This is a genomic window from Denitromonas iodatirespirans (genome assembly GCF_018524365.1).
Lineage (GTDB): Bacteria > Pseudomonadota > Gammaproteobacteria > Burkholderiales > Rhodocyclaceae > Nitrogeniibacter > Nitrogeniibacter iodatirespirans.
In genome coordinates, this window is record NZ_JAEKFT010000017.1 from 49,236 (window position 1) to 68,630 (window position 19,395).

The following is a 19,395-nucleotide window of genomic DNA, read 5'->3' on the forward strand; positions in this document are numbered from 1 at the left end:
ACTTGAGATGTATCAAACCCACCCATGACGCAACGGCTTGACCGCTTTGCCGGCGACGGAACGGCGCTCGACCGCCTGCGCGCCCATGCGGCACGCCTGATGCAGCTCCAGCAGATCGTACTGGCCGAGCTGCCACCCTACCTGGCCGACAGCTGCCACGTGGCCAATCTCAAGGACGACGTGCTGCTCATCCACGCCGCCACCGGTGCCGTCGCGGCCAAGCTGCGCCAGGCCACGCCGCGCCTGGTCAATACCTTGGCCATGCAGGGGGTGCGCATCAGCAGCATCAAGATCGCCACCCGCCCGGTCCGCCCCACGCCACCGCCAAAGCCACCGACACAGCGCATCGTCAGCACACAGGCACAGGACGCACTGCGCTCGCTGGCCGACCATCTGCCCGACGACGACCCGCTGCGCAAGGCGCTGGAGCGCTTCGTGCGGCGTAGCCGGAGTGAGCCGCCGGCCGGGCAGCGTTGATCAGGAAGGCGCCGGACGGCGCTAGAGGATCGGCGCCAGCAGGCGCTCGACCAGCAGCAAGGCGATGAACACCAGCAACACCACCAGCCCGACGCGGGTGAACACCCAGGCCCAGTGCCGGTAGCGCACGTTGCCGGAGAGCAGGTAGAGCACCAGCGAACCGCCCACCAGGATCAGCGCAATGGCGCTGGCCAGCCGGATGACGAACATGGCGCGTCAGCCCATGACCGGTTCGAACATGCGTTGCACGCCCGGCGCCGCACGGGACTCGTCGTCGAAGGTGACGATCTCCCAGGCGCTCTCGTCTTCGAGCAGCACGCGCAGCACCTGGTTGTTCAGCGCATGGCCCGATTTGTGCGCCGAGTAGGCGGCCAGCAGGGGCTTGCCGGCCAAGTACAGGTCGCCGATGGCGTCGAGCACCTTGTGTTTGACGAACTCGTCGTTGTAACGCAGGCCGTCGGCATTGAGGATGCGGTACTCGTCCATCACGATGGCGTTGTCCAGGCTGCCGCCCAGCGCCAGGCCGTTCGAGCGCATGAACTCCACGTCCTGGACGAAGCCGAAGGTGCGCGCACGCGCAACCCCCTGCGCATACGACACTTCGGCGAAATCGACCGAAGCATCGGTAACGGTGCGGTTGATGGCCGGGTGATTGAAGACGATGGAGAAATCCAGCTTGAAGCCGTCGTAAGGCTCAAGCCGCACCCATTTGTCGTCCTCGCGGTACTCCACCGGCTTCTTGACGCGCAGGAAGCGCTTGGGCGCCGCCTGTTCCTCAAGCCCGGCCGACTGAATCAGAAAGACGAAAGGCCCGGCACTGCCATCGAGAATCGGCAATTCGGGCGCATCGACGTCGACATGCGCATTATCTACGCCGAGGCCGGCCAGCGCCGACATCAGGTGCTCGACCGTCCCGACCTTGGCTTCGCCCTGCTGCAGGCCCGAGCACAGGCGGGTGTCGACCACCGAATACGGATCGGCCGGCAGATCGACCGGCGGATCGAGATCCACGCGGTGGAACACGATGCCCGTGTCCGGCGCCGCCGGGCGCAGCACCATCGTCACCTTGCGTCCGCCGTGCAGGCCGACACCGGTGGCCGAAATGGTCGATTTGAGGGTGCGTTGCTTGATCATGATCCGTCGCAATTCAGAGTCGGGGCGCCCGAAAAAACGGCGTGGGCGCAACAAACTGAAGTCTAGCATGCGGTGCACAACGCCCATTTCGAACGGCGACGGGCGCCTGACGCGCGGACGGGAGGCATCGTCCATGCGTCGGGCGCCCGCCGGGGCGAAGCGTTTCCGGTCAATCCGCCTGCTTGCGCAGGAAGGCCGGAATGTCGTAGGTGCCCACGCCGCTGGCGCTCATGGCCTCGACGGTGGTGCGCCGACCGCTGCGGATCACCGCCGGCACGTCGCTGTCATGCGCGCCGCTCGACGGGCCGTAGGTACCGGTGCCCTGCACCACCTGCATCACCGGCTTGCTGGCCGACACCGCCGGGCTGCCCAGGCCGGTGGCCACCACGGTGACGCGGATGCGGTCTTCCATGGCCTCGTCGAAGACGGTGCCGTAGATCACGAAGGCGTCCTTGGCGGCGAAGGCGCGCACGGTGTTCACCGCTTCCTTCACTTCCGACATCTTCAGCGAACGGCTGGCGGTCAGGTTGATCAGCACGCCACGCGCACCGGACAGCTCCACGCCTTCGAGCAACGGGCTGGCGGCGGCCTGTTCGGCGGCGATGCGCGCGCGGTCGATGCCGGCCGCTTCGGCCGAACCCATCATGGCGCGGCCCATCTCGGCCATCACCGTGCGCACGTCCTGGAAGTCGACGTTCACCAGGCCGGGGATGTTGATGATCTCGGCGATCCCGCCGACGGCGTTGCGCAGCACGTTGTCGGCGGCGCGGAATCCGTCTTCGAGGCTGGCGTCATCGCCCAGCACTTCCATCAGCTTGTCGTTGAGCACCACGATCAGCGAATCGACATGGCTGGAGAGCTCTTCGATGCCGCTGTCGGCGACGCGGTCGCGGTTCTCGAAGTCGAAGGGCTTGGTCACCACGCCGACGGTGAGAATGCCCATTTCCTTGGCCACTTCGGCCACCACCGGTGCGGCGCCGGTGCCGGTGCCGCCGCCCATGCCGGCGGTGATGAACACCATGTGGGCGCCCTGGATCGCCTCGGCGATCATCTCGCGCGCTTCCTGCGCGGAGCAGCGCCCGGCTTCCGGCTTGGCGCCGGCGCCGAGGCCGGAGGTACCCAGCTGAACTTTGTGCGTTGCAAGATTGCGCTTGAGCGCCTGCGCATCGGTATTGGCGGTGATGAATTCCACCCCGTGCACGCCCTCGCGGATCATGTGATCGACGGCATTGCCGCCCGCGCCTCCGAGCCCGATCACCTTGATGATGGTGCCGGTCGGTTCCTTCTCAACGATTTCAAACATGTGCCTCGCCTCCTTGAAAAACGGCTTTAACGCCACTTTCTCGTCTGCGCGTACCGGTATTTAGTATTGACTTCGCATTCTAAAACTAAATACCGGGCAACAACAGACGCACTACAAATTCATACAAAACCCTGCCCGAAGACAGGCCCTAGAAGTTACGTGCAAACCAACCCTTCATCCGGTCGAAGGCCTGACGCAGGTTGCGCGTCTCGCGCGCCTGCAGACCACGTCGGCGCTGCGCCATGGCCTCGACCATCAACCCCATCGCGGTGGCATAACGCGGCTGACACACCACGTCGGCCAGGCCGCCCGAATACTGCGGCGCACCAACGCGCACCGGCATATGGAAGATTTCTTCGCCCAGCTCGATCATCCCGTCCATTACCGAGGCACCGCCGGTGAGCACGATGCCGGACGAGAGCAGCTCCTCGTAGCCGCTGCGGCGCAGCTCCGACTGCACCAGCTCGAACAGCTCCGAGACGCGCGGCTCGATCACGTCGGCCAGGGCCTGGCGCGACAGCTTGCGTGCGCTGCGGTCGCCCACACCGGGCACTTCGATCATCTCGGCCGGATCGGCCAGCGAGCTCATGGCCACGCCATGGCGGATCTTGATTTCCTCGGCCTCGGCGGTCGGCGTGCGCAGCGCCATGGCGATGTCGTTGGTGATCTGGTCGCCGGCCACCGGGATCACCGCGGTGTGGCGGATCGCGCCCTGGGTGAACACCGCCAGGTCGGTGGTGCCGCCGCCGATATCGACCAGGCACACGCCGAGGCCCTTTTCGTCTTCCGACAAGGTGGCGTAGCTGGAGGCCAGCGGTTGCAGGATCAGGTCCATCACCTCCAGCCCGCAGCGGCGCACGCACTTGATCACGTTCTGCGCGGCCGACACCGCGCCGGTGACGATGTGCACCTTCACCTCCAGCTTGACGCCGCTCATGCCGATCGGCTCGCGCACGCCGTCCTGGCCGTCGATGATGAATTCCTGGGTGAGGATGTGCAGGATCTGCTGATCGGCCGGGATCGGCATGGCGCGCGCCACTTCGATGACGCGCTCGACATCCATGGTGGACACTTCCTTGTCCTTGATCGCCACCATGCCGTTCGAGTTGAAGCTCTTGATGTGGCTGCCGGCGATGCCGGTATACACATCGCCGATCTTGCAGTCGGCCATCAACTCGACTTCCTGGATGACCCGCGAGATGGCATCGACGGTGGCCTCGATGTTGACCACCACGCCGCGGCGCAGGCCGTTCGACGGCTGGGTGCCGAGGCCGATCACGTTGAACTGACCATCGGGGCGCACCTCGGCCACCATGCAGGTGGTTTTCGAGGTGCCGATATCGAGGCCGACAACGAGGTCTTTGTATTCCTTGCTCATTTTTTGCTTTCCACAGCCTTCTTGTCACCCGCCGGCAGGAGGGCGAAACCATTCGGATACCGCAAATCGACCACCGCCACCGTCATCGGCTCGGGCAGTTTGGCCAGCGCCTTCGGATAGGTCGCGACGAAACGGGCGATGCGCTCCTCGACATGCGCCTTCTCGCGGTCCCGGCCGAGGCGGATCACCAGCCCGTCGTCGAGCGTGAGCTGCCATGCCTCGCGTGCCGACAGCCCCAGCTCGACCAGCTCCCGCCCCATCGGCGCGAGCAGCTCCGAGAAGCGCGCGTAGTTCGCCAGGAGGTAGCCGGCATAGCCTTCGGGGCCCAGAAACGCCGGCATGTGCGCATTGCTGGCAGCGACGAAGACCTCGCCCTGGCGATTGACCAGGCGGGTGTCGCCGCTGTCGTTCACCGTCCAGTAGGCCACCGCCTGGTGTTCCTCGAGGCGCACCTCCAGGGTGTCGGGCCAGTGGCGGCGCACCTGGGCACGGCGCACCCAGGGCAGCTTCTCGAAGGCCTCGCGCACCTGCACCAGATCCACCGTGAAGAAGTTGCCCTTGACCGCCGAGCGGGCGGCGTACTGCAACTGCTCGGCCGACACCTGCGCCGGCGGCGTCAGCACCGTCACTTCGCGCAGCTGGAAGGCCGGGCGCGCTGCCAGCCAGGTCACCAGCGCGTAGCCGATCATTGCCGTGGCCACCAGCAGCAACGCGTCGGAGATCAGGTTGAGCACGGCCGGCCGGTGCCACACGCCCACGCGCAGCCGTCCGCCACCGGTGCGCCGGTTGGCGGTGCCGCGGGCAGCAGGACGGGGGCGGATGTCAGCCAAGGCGCGCTTTCTCCAGAATCGACAGGCACAGGGCGGTGAAGTCGTAGCCGGCGACGCGGGCCGACATCGGCACCAGCGAATGGCCGGTCATGCCGGGGGTGGTGTTCATTTCGAGCAGATAGGGTTCGCCGGCCTCGGTCAGGATCAGGTCGCCCCGCCCCCAGCCGCGGCAGGCCAGCACGCGGGCGGCGCGCAACATCAGCGCCTGCAGCTCGGCTTCCAGCGCCGCGGGCAAACCGCTGGGGCAGAAATACTGGGTGTCGTCGGTGAAGTACTTGTTCTGATAGTCGTAGTTGCCCCCCGGCGCCACGATGCGCACCACCGGTAGCACTTCGTCGCCCAAGAAGGGAATGGTCAGCTCCTGGCCTTCGATAAACTCCTCGGCGATCACCAAGGTGTCGAAACGCGCCGCGAGCGCCCAGGCGTCGGCCAACTGGCTTGCATCGGTGACCTTGGTGGCGCCCATGCTCGACCCTTCGTGCACCGGCTTGACGAAGATCGGCAGGCCCAGGTCGGCGGCCACGGCGGACCAGTCACTGGTCTCGTCGATGATGTGAAAGCGCGGCGTGGGCAGGCCGGCGGCCAGCCACACCAGCTTGGTGCGCCACTTGTCCATCGACAGCGCCGAGGCCATCACCCCGCTGCCGGTATAGGGGATGGCGAGCATTTCGAGCATGCCCTGCACCGTGCCGTCTTCACCGCCACGGCCATGCAGCGCCAGGAAGGCGCGGTCGTAGCCTTCGTCCTTGAGCACATGCAGGTCGGTGTCGGCCGGATCGAAGGCATGGGCATCCACGCCGGCGCCCTGCAGGGCCGCGAGCACGGCCTTGCCCGACATCAGCGACACCTCGCGCTCGGCGGACGAGCCGCCCATCAGCACCGCCACCTTTCCGAATTTCGCCTGCATGTTGTCTGCCATTTCCGTCATTGCATCTTGTCCGATCGCCGCGCGCTCACGCGGCCTCTTCGCCAGCGAGCTGGCCCGGCACCCCGCCGATCGAGCCCGCGCCCATGGTCAGCACCACGTCGCCGTCCTGCACCACGTCGAGCACCGTCTTGCTCATGTCTTCGATCTGCTCGACGAACACCGGCTCGATGCGCCCGGCCACGCGCAGCGCGCGGGCCAGCGCCCGACCGTCGGCCGCCACCACCGGCGCCTCGCCGGCGGCATACACCTCGGCCAGCACCAGTGCATCGACGGTGGACAGCACCTTGACGAAGTCCTCGAAGCAGTCTCGGGTCCGGGTGTAGCGATGCGGCTGGAAGGCCAGCACCAACCGCCGCCCCGGGAAGGCGCCGCGCGCCGCCTCGATGGTGGCGGCCATCTCGACCGGGTGGTGGCCGTAGTCGTCCACCAGCGTGAAGCTGCCGCCCGCGGCCAAGGGCACGTCGCCATAGCGCTGGAAACGCCGCCCCACGCCTTTGAAGTCGGCGAGCGCCTGGATGATCGCCTCGTCCGCGACGCCCACCTCCGTCGCCACAGCGATGGCGGCCAGGGCGTTGAGCACGTTGTGCGTCCCCGGCATGTTCAGCGTGACCGGCAAGCGCGACACCGTGCCGTTGATGCGCAGCACGTCGAAGACCATGCGGCCGGCCTCGGCGCGCACGTTCTCGGCACGGATGTTGGCGTTGGGCGAAAAGCCGTAGCGCACGATCTGCTTGGACACCAGCGGCATGATCGAGCGCACGTGCGGGTCGTCCTCGCACAGCACGGCCACGCCGTAGAAGGGCAGGCGCTGCAGGAAGTCGATGAAGGCCTGCTTGAGGCGCGCGAAGTCGTGGCCGTAGGTGTCCATGTGATCGGCGTCGATGTTGGTCACCACCGAAATCACCGGGTTGAGCAGCAAAAAGGAGGCGTCGGATTCGTCCGCCTCGGCGACCAGGAAGTCGCCCTTGCCCAGGCGCGCGTTGGCACCGGCGGCATTGAGGCGGCCGCCGATGACGAAGGTCGGGTCGAGCCCGCCTTCGGCCAGGATGCTGGCGGTCAGCGAAGTGGTGGTGGTCTTGCCGTGGGTGCCGGCGATCGCCACGCCCTGCTTGAGGCGCATGATCTCGGCGAGCATCTGGGCGCGCGGCACCACCGGCACCTGGCGCACGCGGGCGGCACGCACTTCGGGGTTGTCGGGCTTGACCGCGGTGGACACCACCACCACGTCGGCATCGGCGGCATGGGCCGCGTCATGGCCGCGCATCACGCGCGCGCCCATCGCCGTCAGGCGACGTGTCGCGGCGCTCTCGCCCAGGTCGGAGCCGCTCACCGCGAAGCCCTGGTTGATCAGCACTTCGGCGATGCCGCTCATGCCGGCGCCGCCGATCCCCACGAAATGAACGCGTTTGACCTTGTGTTTCATGATGCTTTGGACTCCTTGTCGGCCGCCAGCTCGCGGCACAGCTGCGCCACCTCGGCGGCCGCCTGCGGGCGCGCCAGGGCGCGGGCGGCGTTGGCCATGTCGCGCAGACGGCGGCGGTCCAGCCCGCGCAGGACGCCGGCCAGACGCTCGGCGCTCAGCTCGCTTTGGGGCAGCAGGTAGGCGGCGCCGCGGTCGGCCAGGAAGCGCGCATTGCCGGTCTGGTGGTCATCCACCGCATGCGGCAGCGGCACCAGGATGCTGGGCACGCCGGCGGCGGCCAGCTCGGCCACGGTGAGCGCACCGGCACGGCAGATGACCACGTCGGCCTCGGCATAGGCGGCAGCCATATCGTCGATGAAGGGGCGCAGATCGCCGCTGACCCGCGCGGCCGCGTAGGCCTCGCGCAGCGCGTCGATCTGGGTCGCGCCGGCCTGATGCACCACCTGCGGACGCACCGCCTCGGCCAGGCTGGCCAGCGCCTGCGGCACCGTGTCGTTGAGCACCTTGGCGCCGAGGCTGCCACCGATCACCAGCACCCGCAGCGGCCCCTCGCGTTCGGCAAAACGCAGGTCGGGTTCGGGCAGCGCCACGATGTCGGCACGCACCGGGTTGCCCAGCCAGCGGCTGCCCGGCATCACTTTCGGGAATCCGGTGACGATGCGGTCCGCCACCCGCGCCAGCACCCGGTTGGCCAGCCCGGCCACCGAATTCTGCTCGTGCACCACCAGCGGCCGGCCGAGCAGCGCGGCCATCATGCCGCCGGGGAAGCTCACGTAGCCGCCCATGCCCAGCACCACGTCGGGCTTCGTCCGGCGAATGGCGGCCAGCGCCTGCCAGAAGCCGCGCAGCAGGTTCAGCGGCAGCAGCAGTTTGGCCATCGGGCCCTTGCCGCGCAGTGCGCCGAAGCGGATCCAGGCCGTCTCGTAGCCGCGCGCGGGAATCAGCCGGCCCTCCATGCGGTCGGCGTTGCCCAGCCAGACGATACGCCAGCCCTCGGCGCGCAGCGCCTCGGCCACCGCAATGCCCGGGTAGATGTGCCCACCGGTGCCGCCGGCCATGACCATCAGCGTCTTCATGCGCCACCTCCGCGGAGGTGCTTGGCTCGGTTTTGGCTCCGCATCGCGCTGGCGCACGATGCGATGCTCCTTTGATCCCGCCAAATCATGCGCTCCGGTGTCATGCGCCACCTCCGCGCATGATTTGTCGATTTTCCCAATCGATCCGCAGCAGGATCGCCAGCGCCAGGCAGTTGGCGACGATGCCCGAGCCGCCGAAGCTCATCAGCGGGAGGGTCAGCCCCTTGGTGGGCAGCAGGCCCATGTTGACGCCCATGTTGATGAAGGACTGCACGCCGATCCACAGGCCGATGCCCTGCGCCACCAGGCCGGCGAAGAAGCGTTCGAGGTCGATCGCCTGGCGGCCGATGGCGAAGGCGCGGTGCACCAGCATGGCGAACAGCACGATCACCACCAGTACGCCGACCAGGCCGAGCTCTTCGGCGATGATGGCGAGGATAAAGTCGGTGTGCGCCTCGGGCAGGTAGAACAGCTTCTCGACGCTGGCACCGAGGCCGACGCCGAACCATTCGCCGCGGCCGAAGGCGATCAGCGCATGCGAGAGCTGATAGCCCTTGCCGAAGGCGTCCTGGAACGGATCCATGAAGCCGAAGATGCGGTCGCGCCGGTAGGGCGACAGCCAGATCAGCAGCATGAAGCCGATCACCGCCACCACCGCCAGCAGGGCGAACACGCGTACATTGATGCCGCCGAGGAAGAGGATGCCGAAGGCGATCGCGGTGATCACCACGAAGGCGCCGAAGTCCGGCTCCTTGAGGAGCAGGAAGCCGACCAGCAGCACCACTCCGGCCATCGGCAGAAAGGCGCGCTTGAAGCTTTGCATGTGCGGCAGCTTGCGCACCGTGTAGTCGGCCGCATACAGCGCGGCGAACAGCTTCATGGCCTCGGAGGGCTGGAAGTTGAGCGGACCGAGCGGCAGCCAACGACTGGCGCCATTGACCTCGCGGCCGATGCCGGGCATCACCACCAGCACCAGCAACACGATGCCCCCAAGAAAAAGGTGCGGCGCCATCTGCTGCCAGATGCGCATGGGCAGCTGGAAAGCCACCGCACCGATGATCGTGCCGACCAGCAGGAACACCGCATGACGCACCAGGTAGTAGGTACTCTGGTGGCCGGTGTAGGCCAGGCCTTCGGCAGTGGCGATGGAGGAGGAGTAAACCATCACCAGCCCGATCATCAACAGGGCCACGGACGACCAGATCAGCATCGGGTCGAGTTCACGTGGCTGGGCGGCTGGCGCGCTGAGCCGATGCACGGCACGCCGGGCCGCCGGGAGATCATTTCCGCGACGGGCGAAGAGATTCGCGAACGGGAGGCTGAGCTTCATGCGGCCTCCACACGCGGCAAGGCGCGTACCGCGGCGACGAAAACTTCGGCGCGGTGCGCGTAGTTGCGGAACATGTCGAAGCTGGCGCAGGCCGGCGACAGCAGCACCGCGTCGCCCGGCTGGGCCAGCGCGTCGGCACGCAGCACGGCGCGCGGCAGGTCGGTGGCGAATTCGATCGGCACGCCGGCGCCGTCGAGCGCGGCGGCAATCTGCGGCCCGTCGCGGCCGATCAGGATCACGGCCCGGGCATGGCGCGCCACCGGCTCGCGCAGCGGCGTGAAGTCCTGCCCCTTGCCGTCACCGCCGGCGATCAGCAGCACCGAACGCTGCAGGCCACTCAAGGCGGCGATTGTAGCGCCCACGTTGGTGCCCTTGGAATCGTCATAATAGGTGACGCCATCGTCGCGCTCGGCAATGCGCTCGACCCGGTGCGCCAGGCCGCGGAAACGGCGCAGGCCGTCGAGCAGGCGTTCCGTGGGCAGGCCGACCGCTTCGCACAGGGCCATGGCCGCCAGCGCATTGGCGGCGTTGTGCAAGCCGGCCAGCGGCAGGGCATCGACGGCGATCAGCGGCTCGTCGCCGCGCATCAGCTGACCATCGCGCAGACCGTAGTCGGAGACGCGATGCGGGGCGTCCAGGCCGAAAGTGCAGCCGGCCGCATCGGCGACCATGGCGGCCACCCGGGCGTCGTCGCGATTGGCGACGGCCACCCGGGCGCCGGCGAAGATACGCGCCTTGGTGGCGGCATAGTCGGCCAGCGAATCGTAGCGGTCGAGATGGTCGTCGCTGATATTGAGCACCACCGCCGCATCGGCGCGCAGCTCGGTGACGGTTTCGAGCTGGAAGCTCGACAGTTCGAGCACCCAGCAGTCGGGCAAGGGCCGGCCGGCGCTCACGCGATCGAGCAGCACCGCCAGCGTGGCCGGGCTGATGTTGCCGGCCTCCACCGCATCCAGGCCGGCGGCGCGGCACAGCGCGGCGGTCAGCGCGGTGGTGGTGGTCTTGCCATTGGTACCGGTGATGGCAATCAGCCGGCAACGCGCACGCGCGCCGAGCGATTCGAGCGCATCGACGAAGACCTGGATCTCGCCGGTGACCGGAATGCCGCGCGCACGCGCGCCTTCGATGATCGGCAAGCGCGGATCGAGCCCGGGGCTGATGGCCAGCACATCGACGCCATCGAGCAGGCTCAGCGCGAACGCGCCAGTGCTCAGTGTGACCTCGGGCAGCGCGGCATGCAGCGCCTCGGCACCGGGCGGATGGGCCCGGCTGTCGGCCACGCGCACCGATGCCCCCTCGTGCGCCAACCAGCGCGCGAGGGCTAGGCCGGATTCCCCCAGCCCGAGCACCAATACGTGTTTGCCTTGCCACATGCCCATGTCTTTCCTCAGCGCAGCTTCAGCGTCGACAGCCCGAACAGCACCAGCATGATGGTGATGATCCAGAAGCGGACCACCACCTGCGTTTCCTTCCAGCCACCCAGTTCGTAGTGGTGATGCAGCGGCGCCATGCGGAAGATGCGCTTGCCGCCGGTCGCCTTGAAGTAGATGACCTGCAACATCACCGACAGGGTTTCGGCGACGAACAGGCCGCCCATGATGAAAAGCACGATTTCCTGGCGCACCACGACGGCCACGGTGCCCAGCGCCGCGCCGAGCGCCAGCGCGCCGACATCGCCCATGAACACTTCGGCCGGGTAGGCGTTGAACCACAGGAAGCCCAGCCCCGCCCCGGCGATGGCACCGCAGAACACCGCCAGCTCGCCGGCACCGGCGATGTAGGGCACGCCCAGGTATTTGGAGAAGCCGGCATGGCCCGCCACGTAGGCGAAGATGGCCAGCGCGCCGGCCACCATCACGGTCGGCATGATCGCCAGACCGTCGAGACCGTCGGTCAGGTTCACCGCATGGCTGGTGCCGGTGATCACGAAGTAGGACAGCAGCACGAAGCCGCCGAAGCCCAGCGGATAGGCCACGTCCTTGAAGAAGGGCACGATCAGCGTGGTCTGCGCCGGGTCGCTGGCCGTGAGGCCGAGGAGCAGCGCGCCGGCCAGGGCGATCACCGAGGTCCACAAGTACTTCCAGCGACTGGCCAGCCCTTTCGGATCGCGATGCACCACCTTGCGCCAGTCATCGACCCAGCCCACGGCGCCGAAGCCCAGCGTGACAAGCAGCGTCACCCACACATAGAGGTTGCGCAGATCGCCCCACAGCAAGGTGGTGATGCCGATGGCGATGAGGATCAGCGCACCGCCCATGGTCGGCGTGCCGGCCTTGGTCAGGTGCGACTTGGGGCCGTCGTCGCGCACCGCCTGGCCGATCTTCTTGGCGGCCAGCCAGCGGATCACCGCCGGGCCGAAGATGAAGGAGATCGCCAGCGCGGTCAGTGCCGCCAGCACCGTGCGCAGCGTGATATAGCCGAACACGTTGAAGGTGCGCACGTCCTGACCGAGCCACAGGGCAAACTCAAGCAGCATGGCCGTCCTCCGAGCCGTTCGAATCGGCGGTCACCGCGTTGGCCACCCGCTCCATGCGCATGAAGCGCGATCCTTTCACCAGCACCACGGTGTCCTCGTCCATCAGTTTTTTCAGCGTCTCGATCAGGTCCTCGATGCGCTCGAAGTGTTCGCCGCCAGCGCCGAAGTTGCGCGCCGCCACCACGCTGGCCTGCCCCAGCGCCAGCAGATGGTCGATGCCCTGGCTCTTGGCATAGCCGCCGACCTCGTCATGCATCTGCGCACTGGCCTCGCCCAGTTCGCCCATGTCGCCGAGCACCATCACCTTGCGCCCCGGCGTAGCGGCCAACACGTCGATGGCGACACGCGCCGAATCGGGGTTGGCGTTGTAGGTGTCGTCGAGCACCGTGGCGCCGTTGAGGCCGGCGCGCTGGGTCAGGCGCCCACGCGTGCCGCGGTAGCTGGATAGCCCGGCGGCGACGTCATCGAGCGTCATGCCGGCGGCCAGACAGGCAGCCGCGGCGGCGCAGGCGTTGCGCGCGTTGTGCAGCCCCGGCACCTGCAGCGGGAAGCAGGTGGTCGCGCCGTCATGGTGCAGGCACATGCGCACGCCCAGCCCATGCAGTTCGCAGTCGGCGCGCACCTCTGCGGTGGGGCCGAGGCCGAAGCTCAGCCTCTGGCGATCGCGGTTGATCCCTTGCCAATACGGGGCGAAGGCGTCGTCGGCATTGATCACGGCGACGCCGCCGTCGATCAGCCCGCCGTAGATGGCCCCTTTCTCGCGCGCCACGGCATCCAGATCGCCCAGGCCGGCCAGATGGGCGCGCAAGGCGTTGCTGATGACCGCCACGGTCGGCGCCGCCAGCGAGGACAGATAGCCGATTTCACCGGGATGGTTCATGCCCATCTCGATTATCGCGACACAGTGCTCGGGGCGCAGGCGCAGCAAGGTCAGCGGCATGCCGATGTCGTTGTTGAAATTGCCCGCCGTGGCCAGCACCGAGGCGTCGGGCAACAAGCCCTTGCGCGCGACCATGGCACCGGCGATCGCCGCGCACATTTCCTTGACGGTGGTCTTGCCGTTGCTGCCGGTCACGCCGATCACCGGGATGTCGAAGCGGCGACGCCACCAGGCGGCCAGCGCACCCAGGCCCTGCCGGGTGTCGTTAACCACCAGCCAGGGCAGATCGCCACCGTCGGGATGGGCGTCGGCATAGGCCCGATCCACCATCGCCGCCGCGGCGCCGGCCTGGCGGGCGGCGTCCAGATAGTCATGCCCGTCGAAGCGCTCGCCGCGCAGGGCGACGAAGAGGCACCCCGGCACGAGCGTGCGCGAGTCGCTCAGGACCGCGTCAATGCTTGCCTGGCCGGTCGCGTGCGCGCCGAGGGCCTGGGCGATGGTCTGCAAATCGATCATGTGCGCGCTCCATGGCTGGCTGCCCACTGCGCCAGCGCAGCCCGGGCATGCGCTTCATCCGAAAAGGGATGGCGCACGCCCTGAATTTCCTGATACGGCTCGTGGCCCTTGCCCGCGATGACCACCACATCGTCGGCACCGGCGCTGACCACCGCCTCGGCAATCGCCCGCACCCGGTCGGTAACGCGATGCGCCGTCGCGCTCTGCGCCACCGCGATCTGGTCGAGAATCTGCTCGGGATCTTCGCTGCGCGGGTTGTCGCTGGTGACCCACACCACATCGGCCAGATCGGTGGCGACACGCCCCATCAGCGGGCGCTTGCCGGTGTCGCGATCACCGCCACAACCAAACACGCAGACGAGGCGACCACCCCGCGCTGCAGCGCTTTGCCGCGCGGCGACCAGCACCTTTTCCAGGGCATCCGGGGTATGGGCGTAGTCGACCAGCACCAGCGGCTCGCCGACCCCGCCGAGCATCTGCATGCGCCCTGGCGGCGGGCGCAGGCGCAGGCAGGCCTGCACCGCTTCGTCGAGGCGGGCACCATGAGCGAGCAAGGCGCCGATCACGGCCAGGATGTTGGAGACGTTGAAATCGGCCACCAGCGGCACGCTGACCGGCACGCACTCGCCTTGCCAACGGGCGTCGAAGCGGATGCCGGCCGCCGTGGCGCGCACCTGCTCGGCCAACAGCACACGCCCCTCCGGCCCCTGGGCCGCGTTCTGCGCCACCAGGGTGTAGCCGATGACCGATGCGCCTTTGGCCACTTGGCGCCGCATCAGTTCCACGCCGAACGGATCGTCGAGGTTGATCACCGCGTGGTCGATCTCCATGCGGAACAAATCGGCCTTGGCCTCGGCATAGGACTGCATGTCACCGTGGTAGTCGAGATGATCACGCGTGAGGTTGGTGAAGATCGCCACATCGAAACGCACCCCGGCCACGCGCCCCTGGTGCAAGCCGATGGAGGACACCTCCATGGCCACCGCGCGAGCACCTTCGCCCCGCAGCCAGGCCAGGGTGCGATGGACCGCCACCGCCTCGGGCGTGGTGTGCAGGCCTTCGGCCAGTTTGTCGGGGAAGCCACTGCCGAGCGTGCCGATCACGCCGCAACGCGTGCCGTGCAGCGTCAGCGCGCGCGCCAGCCACTGGCTGACGGTGGTCTTGCCGTTGGTGCCGGTCACGCCGGCCACCCACAACTGCGCCGAGGGCGAGCCATACACCGCATCGGCCAGGTAGCCGGCCAACGCGCGCAGCCCGGTCGCCGGCAGCATCGGCACGGCGACGGCCGGCGGGGTGAAATCGTCCGCGGCTTCGTAGATCACCGCCGCGGCACCGTCGGCGACGGCCTGAGCGATATAGTTGCGCCCGTCGGCCTTCAGGCCCGGATGCGCGAGGAACACATCGCCCGGCGCCACGGCGCGCGAGTCGGCACTCACCCCGGTGACGGCCACGCCGGCCGCCTTCAGGGCATCGAGGAGTTGGAGGGCGTCTTTGCGGCTCACATGCGCCCCCGTGCGGCGGTCGGCTCTTCCTTGCCGCGCGCCACTTGCATCGGCGTCACCGGCGCATCGGGCGGAATCGACAGTGCGCGCAGCGCACCGCCCATCACGCGGGCAAACACCGGCCCAGCCACCTGACCGCCGTAGTACTGCTTGCCGCTCGGCTCGTCGATCATCACCGCCACCACCAGGCGCGGATCGCTCACCGGCGCCAGGCCGACGAAGGAGGCAATGTATTTGCTGGTGTAGTTGGCGCCTTCGAGCTTGTGCGAGGTACCGGTCTTGCCGGCCACCCGGTAACCCGGCACCTGGCCATGCACCGCCGTGCCGCCAGCCTGCGTCACCATTTCCATCATGGCCCGCGTCTCGCGCACGGTCTGCGCCGAGAACACGCGACGGCCGGCCGGCGGCGGCGCATCGGCGCGGGTCAGCGTGACCGGGATCATCTCGCCATCGCGGGCAAACACCAGATAGGAGCGCGCCACTTGCATCAGGCTGGCCGACAGACCGTAGCCATAGGCCATGGTCGCCTGCTCGATCGGCCGCCATTGATTGGCGGCACGCAAGCGCCCCGACGCCTCGCCAGGAAAACCGAGACCGACTGCCGAACCGAAGCCCATCTCGTCATAGACCCGCCACATCTGCTGCGGCTCGAAGCTCATGGCCATGCGCACCGCGCCGATGTTCGACGACTTCTGGATCACCTCGGCCACGGTCAGGCGACCGTGCGGCTTGGTATCGGAAATCGTCGCATTGGCCAGCGCCATGCGGCCGTTGCCGGTATCGATGACGGTGTCGAAGCGGAACTTGCCGCTCTCGAGCGCCATCGCGGCAATGATCGGCTTGACGACCGAGCCCGGCTCGAAGGTGTCGGTCAGCGCACGGTTGCGCAGCTGGGCGCCACTGAGCGACTCACGATTATTGGGGTTGTAGGACGGCGCATTGACCATGGCCAGCACTTCGCCGCTGCGCGCATCGAGCACCACCACACCGCCGGCCTTGGCGCGGTAGGTGTCCATGGCCGACTGCAGCGCCGCATAGGCGAGGTACTGGATCTTGGCGTCCACCGACAGGGCGATATCCTGCCCTTCCTGCGGGGTGCGGATCGACTCCACATCTTCGACGATGCGACCGCGGCGATCCTTGATCACCCGGCGCGACCCCGGCTTGCCGGTCAGCTGGCGGTCGAAGGCCAGCTCCACGCCCTCCTGGCCGTGATCGTCCACCCCGGTGAAGCCGAGCAGATGCGACATCACTTCGGCACCGGGGTAGTAGCGGCGGTATTCGCGCTGCTCGTGGATGCCGGCCAGTTTCATCTCGGCCACACGCTCGGCCACCTCGGGCGGCACCTGGCGCTTCAGATAGACGAAGTCCCCGTCCTTGCCCAGACGATGGCTCAGGTCGCGTGCATCCATGTCGAGCAGACCGGCCAGCTTGCGCACCTCGGCCGGCGTCAGCTTGGCATCGCCCGGAATCGCCCAGATCGACTTCACCGGCGTGCTCGCCGCCAGCACCGTACCGTGGCGATCGGTGATCTTGCCGCGGGTGGCCGGGATCTCGATCACCCGCGCGTAGCGCGACTCGCCCTTGGCCTGCAGGAATTCGTCATTGACCCCCTGCAGATAGGCGGCCCGCGCCACCAATGCAAAGGAGCCGCACAGCAGGGCCAGCAAAACGACACGGGGCCGCCAGACCGGCAGCCCTTTCGCAAGAAGCGGATTGTGATTGAAGGTGACGCTTCGCTTGCTCATGGCGACCCCTCGACAATCAGGATCCGGTCGGCACCCGGTGGTTGCATCCGCAAGCGCTCTCGGGCGATCTTTTCGATGCGCACATGCGCCGCCCAGGTGCTTTGTTCCAGTTGCAACTGCCCCCACTCCACTTCCAGCTGGCGCATGCGCGCCTGATCGCGCTCCAGGTCGGTATGCAGCTTGCGCGCCTGATGCTGCGCGGCCACCACGCCCAGGGCGCTGGCCACCACCACGATCACCAACAGGGCATCAACCCGCAGCATGGCCAGCCTCCGTCCGTTCGGCGACACGCATCACGGCGCTGCGCGCGCGCGGGTTGGCGCGCACTTCCGCCTCGCCGGCCTTCACCGCCTTGCCCACCAGGCGCAGCTTCGGCGCCGGGCGGTCGGCCTCGCGCACCGGCAGACCGCGCGGCAGGCGCGGCGGCACCGAGGCGTCGCGCATGAAGCGCTTGACGATGCGATCTTCGAGCGAGTGGAAGCTGATCACCACCAGCCGCCCACCGGTCGTCAGCCGATCGACGCATTGCGGCAGGACTAGCGACAGCTCCTCAAGCTCCGCGTTGATGAAAATCCGAAGAGCCTGGAAGGTGCGCGTCGCTGGATGTTGCCCCGGCTCGCGCGTGCGGACCGCTTTTTCCACGAGTGCGGCAAGTTGTCCAGTGGTTGCAACAGCCCCCCCTGCCCGAGCAGCAACAATCGCCTTTGCAATCGCATGAGCAAACCGTTCTTCCCCATAGTCCTTCACCACCTCGGTAATTTCGCCGACCTCCGCCCGGGCCAGCCACTGGGCCACGGTTTCACCGCGGCTCGTATCCATGCGCATGTCCAGAGGCGCATCGAAGCGGAAACTCATGCCACGCTCGGCTTCGTCGAGTTGCGGCGACGACACGCCCAGATCCAGCAACACCCCATCGACCCGACCGACGCCTGCCGCATCGAGCGACTGCGCCATCTCGCTGAACGGCGCATGAATCAACAGGAAACGGGAGTCGTCGATCGCCGCACCGGCCGCGATCGCCTTCGGATCACGATCGAAGGCCACCAGCCGCCCGCCTGACCCCAAACGCTCGAGCACGGCGCGGCTGTGCCCACCCCGGCCGAAAGTGCCGTCGACATAGCAACCGTCGGGACGGACATTCAGGGCATCGATCGCTTCGGAGAGGAGGACGCTGACATGGTGGGCAGCGTTGCTCATAGCGCCAGATCTTCCAGGCCCGGCGGCAGCAGATCGGTGCCCATGCCGAACATGAGCTCCTGTTGCTTCTGCCAGCCGGCATCGGACCACAGCTCGAAGTGCGAGCCCTGCCCGACCAGCCACACCGATTTCTCCAGCTCGCCGAACTGCCGCAGCTCTGGCGCCACCAGCACGCGACCCGCCGCGTCCAGCCGCTCTTCACGCGCGAAACCGACCAGCAGACGCTTGAGCATGGCCGAACGCGGCTCCAGGCTGGAGCCGGCGAGCACCTTGTCGCGAATCGGCTGCCATGCATCGACCGGATAGATCAGCAAGCAGCGATGGGGGTGTGCCGTCAGCACCAGTTCGCCGGCCGCCGTCAGCGCGTCACGATGCCGCGCAGGGATCGCCAGGCGACCCTTCGCATCGAGACTGAGCGCTGCTGCGCCTTGGAACATCACACCCCCCTGGGACGGTTCGGAAGAGAGGATTTGTGCACTCTCTCCCACAATTGTGCACTTGAACCCACTCTAGTGCAAAGGACAAGGGGGGTCAAGCGCACAAATCGGGGGTTTTGTTAATGGACACAACCACTTACCGAGCACGCGGCAAAACGTGCTCAACAGCGTTTTTCCAGATAAATCAATGACAACGGGAATGAAATCGAGATTTCACGCGAGAGCCGGCGCCACCGCGGCCCGATGGTGGGGCGGTGTGGGAGAAATCACACGGGATCGCTCTTCGAGTGGCGGGAAGTGGGAAGTCCGCCGATAAGCCGGGTTCTGTCAAACGCCCTTGCGGGCGCCGGGCAGTCATTCCTCTCGGCGACACGTTACCGTGCCGCTCTAGCAGCCTACCCGGGAGCGACGCGAGCCACGCCAATGCTCCCCTATTTGGCCTTGCCCCGGATGGGGTTTGCCGTGCCGTCCGTGTCACCACGTCCGCGGTGGGCTCTTACCCCACCGTTTCACCCTGACCCGACATCTGCGGCCGTCGGCGGTTTGTTTTCTGTTGCCATCGCGCGTCTGCTCGGGTTTCCCCACCGCAAGCGGCGCAGATCACAGATCACGCGATGATCGCCCCTTCGGGCGATACTTTCCGTCGCTTTGGCCTTTCGGCGTATGGCGCCCGGCCGTTAGCCGGCATCCTGCTCTGTGTGGCCCGGACTTTCCTCGATACGCTCGCGCGTGTCGCGACTGCCTGGCGAACTTCCCGGCG

The 19,395-nt window shown here is 67.5% G+C and carries 18 protein-coding genes and 1 other RNA gene; 1 reads left to right on the plus strand and 18 read right to left on the minus strand.

Annotated features, from left to right (window positions below; genetic code table 11):
- The first annotated feature begins 24 nt into the window (after positions 1-24).
- Positions 25-477, plus strand: coding sequence for a DciA family protein (locus I8J34_RS14995; protein ID WP_214362437.1), 453 nt, complete (start codon positions 25-27; stop codon positions 475-477).
- Between the two features lie 21 nt (positions 478-498).
- On the opposite strand, the gene I8J34_RS15000 is transcribed toward I8J34_RS14995, so the two are convergent.
- The 18 genes from I8J34_RS15000 to rnpB form a co-directional block, all read right to left on the minus strand.
- Positions 499-687 carry a hypothetical protein gene (locus I8J34_RS15000; RefSeq protein WP_214362438.1) on the minus strand — a complete coding sequence of 63 codons (189 nt, stop codon included), beginning with the start codon at positions 685-687 and terminating at the stop codon, positions 499-501.
- A gap of 6 nt (positions 688-693) precedes the next feature.
- On the minus strand, positions 694-1,611 hold the full coding sequence (gene lpxC / locus I8J34_RS15005; protein ID WP_214362439.1) for a UDP-3-O-acyl-N-acetylglucosamine deacetylase: 918 nt from the start codon (positions 1,609-1,611) through the stop codon (positions 694-696).
- Positions 1,612-1,780: 169 nt separating this feature from the next.
- Entirely contained in the window at positions 1,781-2,914 is a 1,134-nt protein-coding gene (gene ftsZ / locus I8J34_RS15010) for a cell division protein FtsZ (RefSeq protein ID WP_214362440.1), read from the minus strand.
- Between the two features lie 148 nt (positions 2,915-3,062).
- Positions 3,063-4,292, minus strand: a complete 1,230-nt coding sequence (gene ftsA, locus I8J34_RS15015; protein WP_214362441.1) for a cell division protein FtsA — start codon at positions 4,290-4,292, stop codon at positions 3,063-3,065.
- A complete protein-coding gene (locus tag I8J34_RS15020; RefSeq protein WP_230411856.1) occupies positions 4,289-5,122 on the minus strand; it encodes a cell division protein FtsQ/DivIB in 834 nt (277 codons plus the stop codon). Before I8J34_RS15020 ends, ftsA begins: the two co-directional genes overlap by 4 nt.
- On the minus strand, positions 5,115-6,029 hold the full coding sequence (locus tag I8J34_RS15025; protein ID WP_214362480.1) for a D-alanine--D-alanine ligase: 915 nt from the start codon (positions 6,027-6,029) through the stop codon (positions 5,115-5,117). Before I8J34_RS15025 ends, I8J34_RS15020 begins: the two co-directional genes overlap by 8 nt.
- A 46-nt stretch (positions 6,030-6,075) precedes the next feature.
- A complete protein-coding gene (gene murC / locus I8J34_RS15030; protein WP_214362442.1) occupies positions 6,076-7,473 on the minus strand; it encodes a UDP-N-acetylmuramate--L-alanine ligase in 1,398 nt (465 codons plus the stop codon).
- Positions 7,470-8,549, minus strand: a complete 1,080-nt coding sequence (murG, locus tag I8J34_RS15035; RefSeq protein ID WP_214362443.1) for an undecaprenyldiphospho-muramoylpentapeptide beta-N-acetylglucosaminyltransferase — start codon at positions 8,547-8,549, stop codon at positions 7,470-7,472. The genes murC and murG overlap by 4 nt, the downstream gene beginning before the upstream one ends.
- 100 nt (positions 8,550-8,649) lie before the next feature.
- Positions 8,650-9,879 carry a putative lipid II flippase FtsW gene (gene ftsW / locus I8J34_RS15040; protein WP_214362444.1) on the minus strand — a complete coding sequence of 410 codons (1,230 nt, stop codon included), beginning with the start codon at positions 9,877-9,879 and terminating at the stop codon, positions 8,650-8,652.
- A complete protein-coding gene (gene murD, locus I8J34_RS15045; protein ID WP_214362445.1) occupies positions 9,876-11,258 on the minus strand; it encodes a UDP-N-acetylmuramoyl-L-alanine--D-glutamate ligase in 1,383 nt (460 codons plus the stop codon). The genes ftsW and murD overlap by 4 nt, the downstream gene beginning before the upstream one ends.
- An 8-nt stretch (positions 11,259-11,266) precedes the next feature.
- Positions 11,267-12,355, minus strand: a complete 1,089-nt coding sequence (mraY, locus tag I8J34_RS15050; RefSeq protein ID WP_214362446.1) for a phospho-N-acetylmuramoyl-pentapeptide-transferase — start codon at positions 12,353-12,355, stop codon at positions 11,267-11,269.
- A complete protein-coding gene (locus tag I8J34_RS15055) occupies positions 12,345-13,751 on the minus strand; it encodes a UDP-N-acetylmuramoyl-tripeptide--D-alanyl-D-alanine ligase (RefSeq protein ID WP_214362447.1) in 1,407 nt (468 codons plus the stop codon). Before I8J34_RS15055 ends, mraY begins: the two co-directional genes overlap by 11 nt.
- The gene (locus I8J34_RS15060; RefSeq protein WP_214362448.1) at positions 13,748-15,253 is read right to left on the minus strand and encodes a UDP-N-acetylmuramoyl-L-alanyl-D-glutamate--2,6-diaminopimelate ligase; all 1,506 of its coding nucleotides are present in this window, start codon (positions 15,251-15,253) and stop codon (positions 13,748-13,750) included. Before I8J34_RS15060 ends, I8J34_RS15055 begins: the two co-directional genes overlap by 4 nt.
- Positions 15,250-17,001, minus strand: coding sequence for a peptidoglycan D,D-transpeptidase FtsI family protein (locus I8J34_RS15065; RefSeq protein ID WP_214362449.1), 1,752 nt, complete (start codon positions 16,999-17,001; stop codon positions 15,250-15,252). The genes I8J34_RS15060 and I8J34_RS15065 overlap by 4 nt, the downstream gene beginning before the upstream one ends.
- Positions 16,998-17,264 (minus strand): cell division protein FtsL, encoded by a 267-nt coding sequence (gene ftsL, locus I8J34_RS15070; RefSeq protein ID WP_214362450.1) that lies wholly within the window; start codon positions 17,262-17,264, stop codon positions 16,998-17,000. Before ftsL ends, I8J34_RS15065 begins: the two co-directional genes overlap by 4 nt.
- Positions 17,251-18,198, minus strand: coding sequence for a 16S rRNA (cytosine(1402)-N(4))-methyltransferase RsmH (gene rsmH, locus I8J34_RS15075; protein ID WP_214362451.1), 948 nt, complete (start codon positions 18,196-18,198; stop codon positions 17,251-17,253). The genes ftsL and rsmH overlap by 14 nt, the downstream gene beginning before the upstream one ends.
- Positions 18,195-18,635 carry a division/cell wall cluster transcriptional repressor MraZ gene (gene mraZ, locus I8J34_RS15080; RefSeq protein ID WP_214362452.1) on the minus strand — a complete coding sequence of 147 codons (441 nt, stop codon included), beginning with the start codon at positions 18,633-18,635 and terminating at the stop codon, positions 18,195-18,197. The genes rsmH and mraZ overlap by 4 nt, the downstream gene beginning before the upstream one ends.
- A 297-nt stretch (positions 18,636-18,932) precedes the next feature.
- Positions 18,933-19,389: RNase P RNA component class A (rnpB, locus tag I8J34_RS15085), an RNA gene on the minus strand.
- Positions 19,390-19,395 lie beyond the last annotated feature (6 nt).

Bases quoted from the DNA above. Each gene is read 5' to 3' on its own strand.
- I8J34_RS14995 (WP_214362437.1), top strand. From the start codon at position 25: ATGACGCAACGGCTTGACCGCTTTGCCGGCGACGGAACGGCGCTCGAC.
- I8J34_RS15000 (WP_214362438.1), bottom strand. From the start codon at position 687: ATGTTCGTCATCCGGCTGGCCAGCGCCATTGCGCTGATCCTGGTGGGC.
- lpxC (WP_214362439.1), bottom strand. From the start codon at position 1,611: ATGATCAAGCAACGCACCCTCAAATCGACCATTTCGGCCACCGGTGTC.
- ftsZ (WP_214362440.1), bottom strand. From the start codon at position 2,914: ATGTTTGAAATCGTTGAGAAGGAACCGACCGGCACCATCATCAAGGTG.
- ftsA (WP_214362441.1), bottom strand. From the start codon at position 4,292: ATGAGCAAGGAATACAAAGACCTCGTTGTCGGCCTCGATATCGGCACC.
- I8J34_RS15025 (WP_214362480.1), bottom strand. From the start codon at position 6,029: ATGCAGGCGAAATTCGGAAAGGTGGCGGTGCTGATGGGCGGCTCGTCC.
- murC (WP_214362442.1), bottom strand. From the start codon at position 7,473: ATGAAACACAAGGTCAAACGCGTTCATTTCGTGGGGATCGGCGGCGCC.
- murG (WP_214362443.1), bottom strand. From the start codon at position 8,549: ATGAAGACGCTGATGGTCATGGCCGGCGGCACCGGTGGGCACATCTAC.
- ftsW (WP_214362444.1), bottom strand. From the start codon at position 9,879: ATGAAGCTCAGCCTCCCGTTCGCGAATCTCTTCGCCCGTCGCGGAAAT.
- murD (WP_214362445.1), bottom strand. From the start codon at position 11,258: ATGGGCATGTGGCAAGGCAAACACGTATTGGTGCTCGGGCTGGGGGAA.
- mraY (WP_214362446.1), bottom strand. From the start codon at position 12,355: ATGCTGCTTGAGTTTGCCCTGTGGCTCGGTCAGGACGTGCGCACCTTC.
- I8J34_RS15055 (WP_214362447.1), bottom strand. From the start codon at position 13,751: ATGATCGATTTGCAGACCATCGCCCAGGCCCTCGGCGCGCACGCGACC.
- I8J34_RS15065 (WP_214362449.1), bottom strand. From the start codon at position 17,001: ATGAGCAAGCGAAGCGTCACCTTCAATCACAATCCGCTTCTTGCGAAA.
- ftsL (WP_214362450.1), bottom strand. From the start codon at position 17,264: ATGCTGCGGGTTGATGCCCTGTTGGTGATCGTGGTGGTGGCCAGCGCC.
- rsmH (WP_214362451.1), bottom strand. From the start codon at position 18,198: ATGAGCAACGCTGCCCACCATGTCAGCGTCCTCCTCTCCGAAGCGATC.
- mraZ (WP_214362452.1), bottom strand. From the start codon at position 18,635: ATGTTCCAAGGCGCAGCAGCGCTCAGTCTCGATGCGAAGGGTCGCCTG.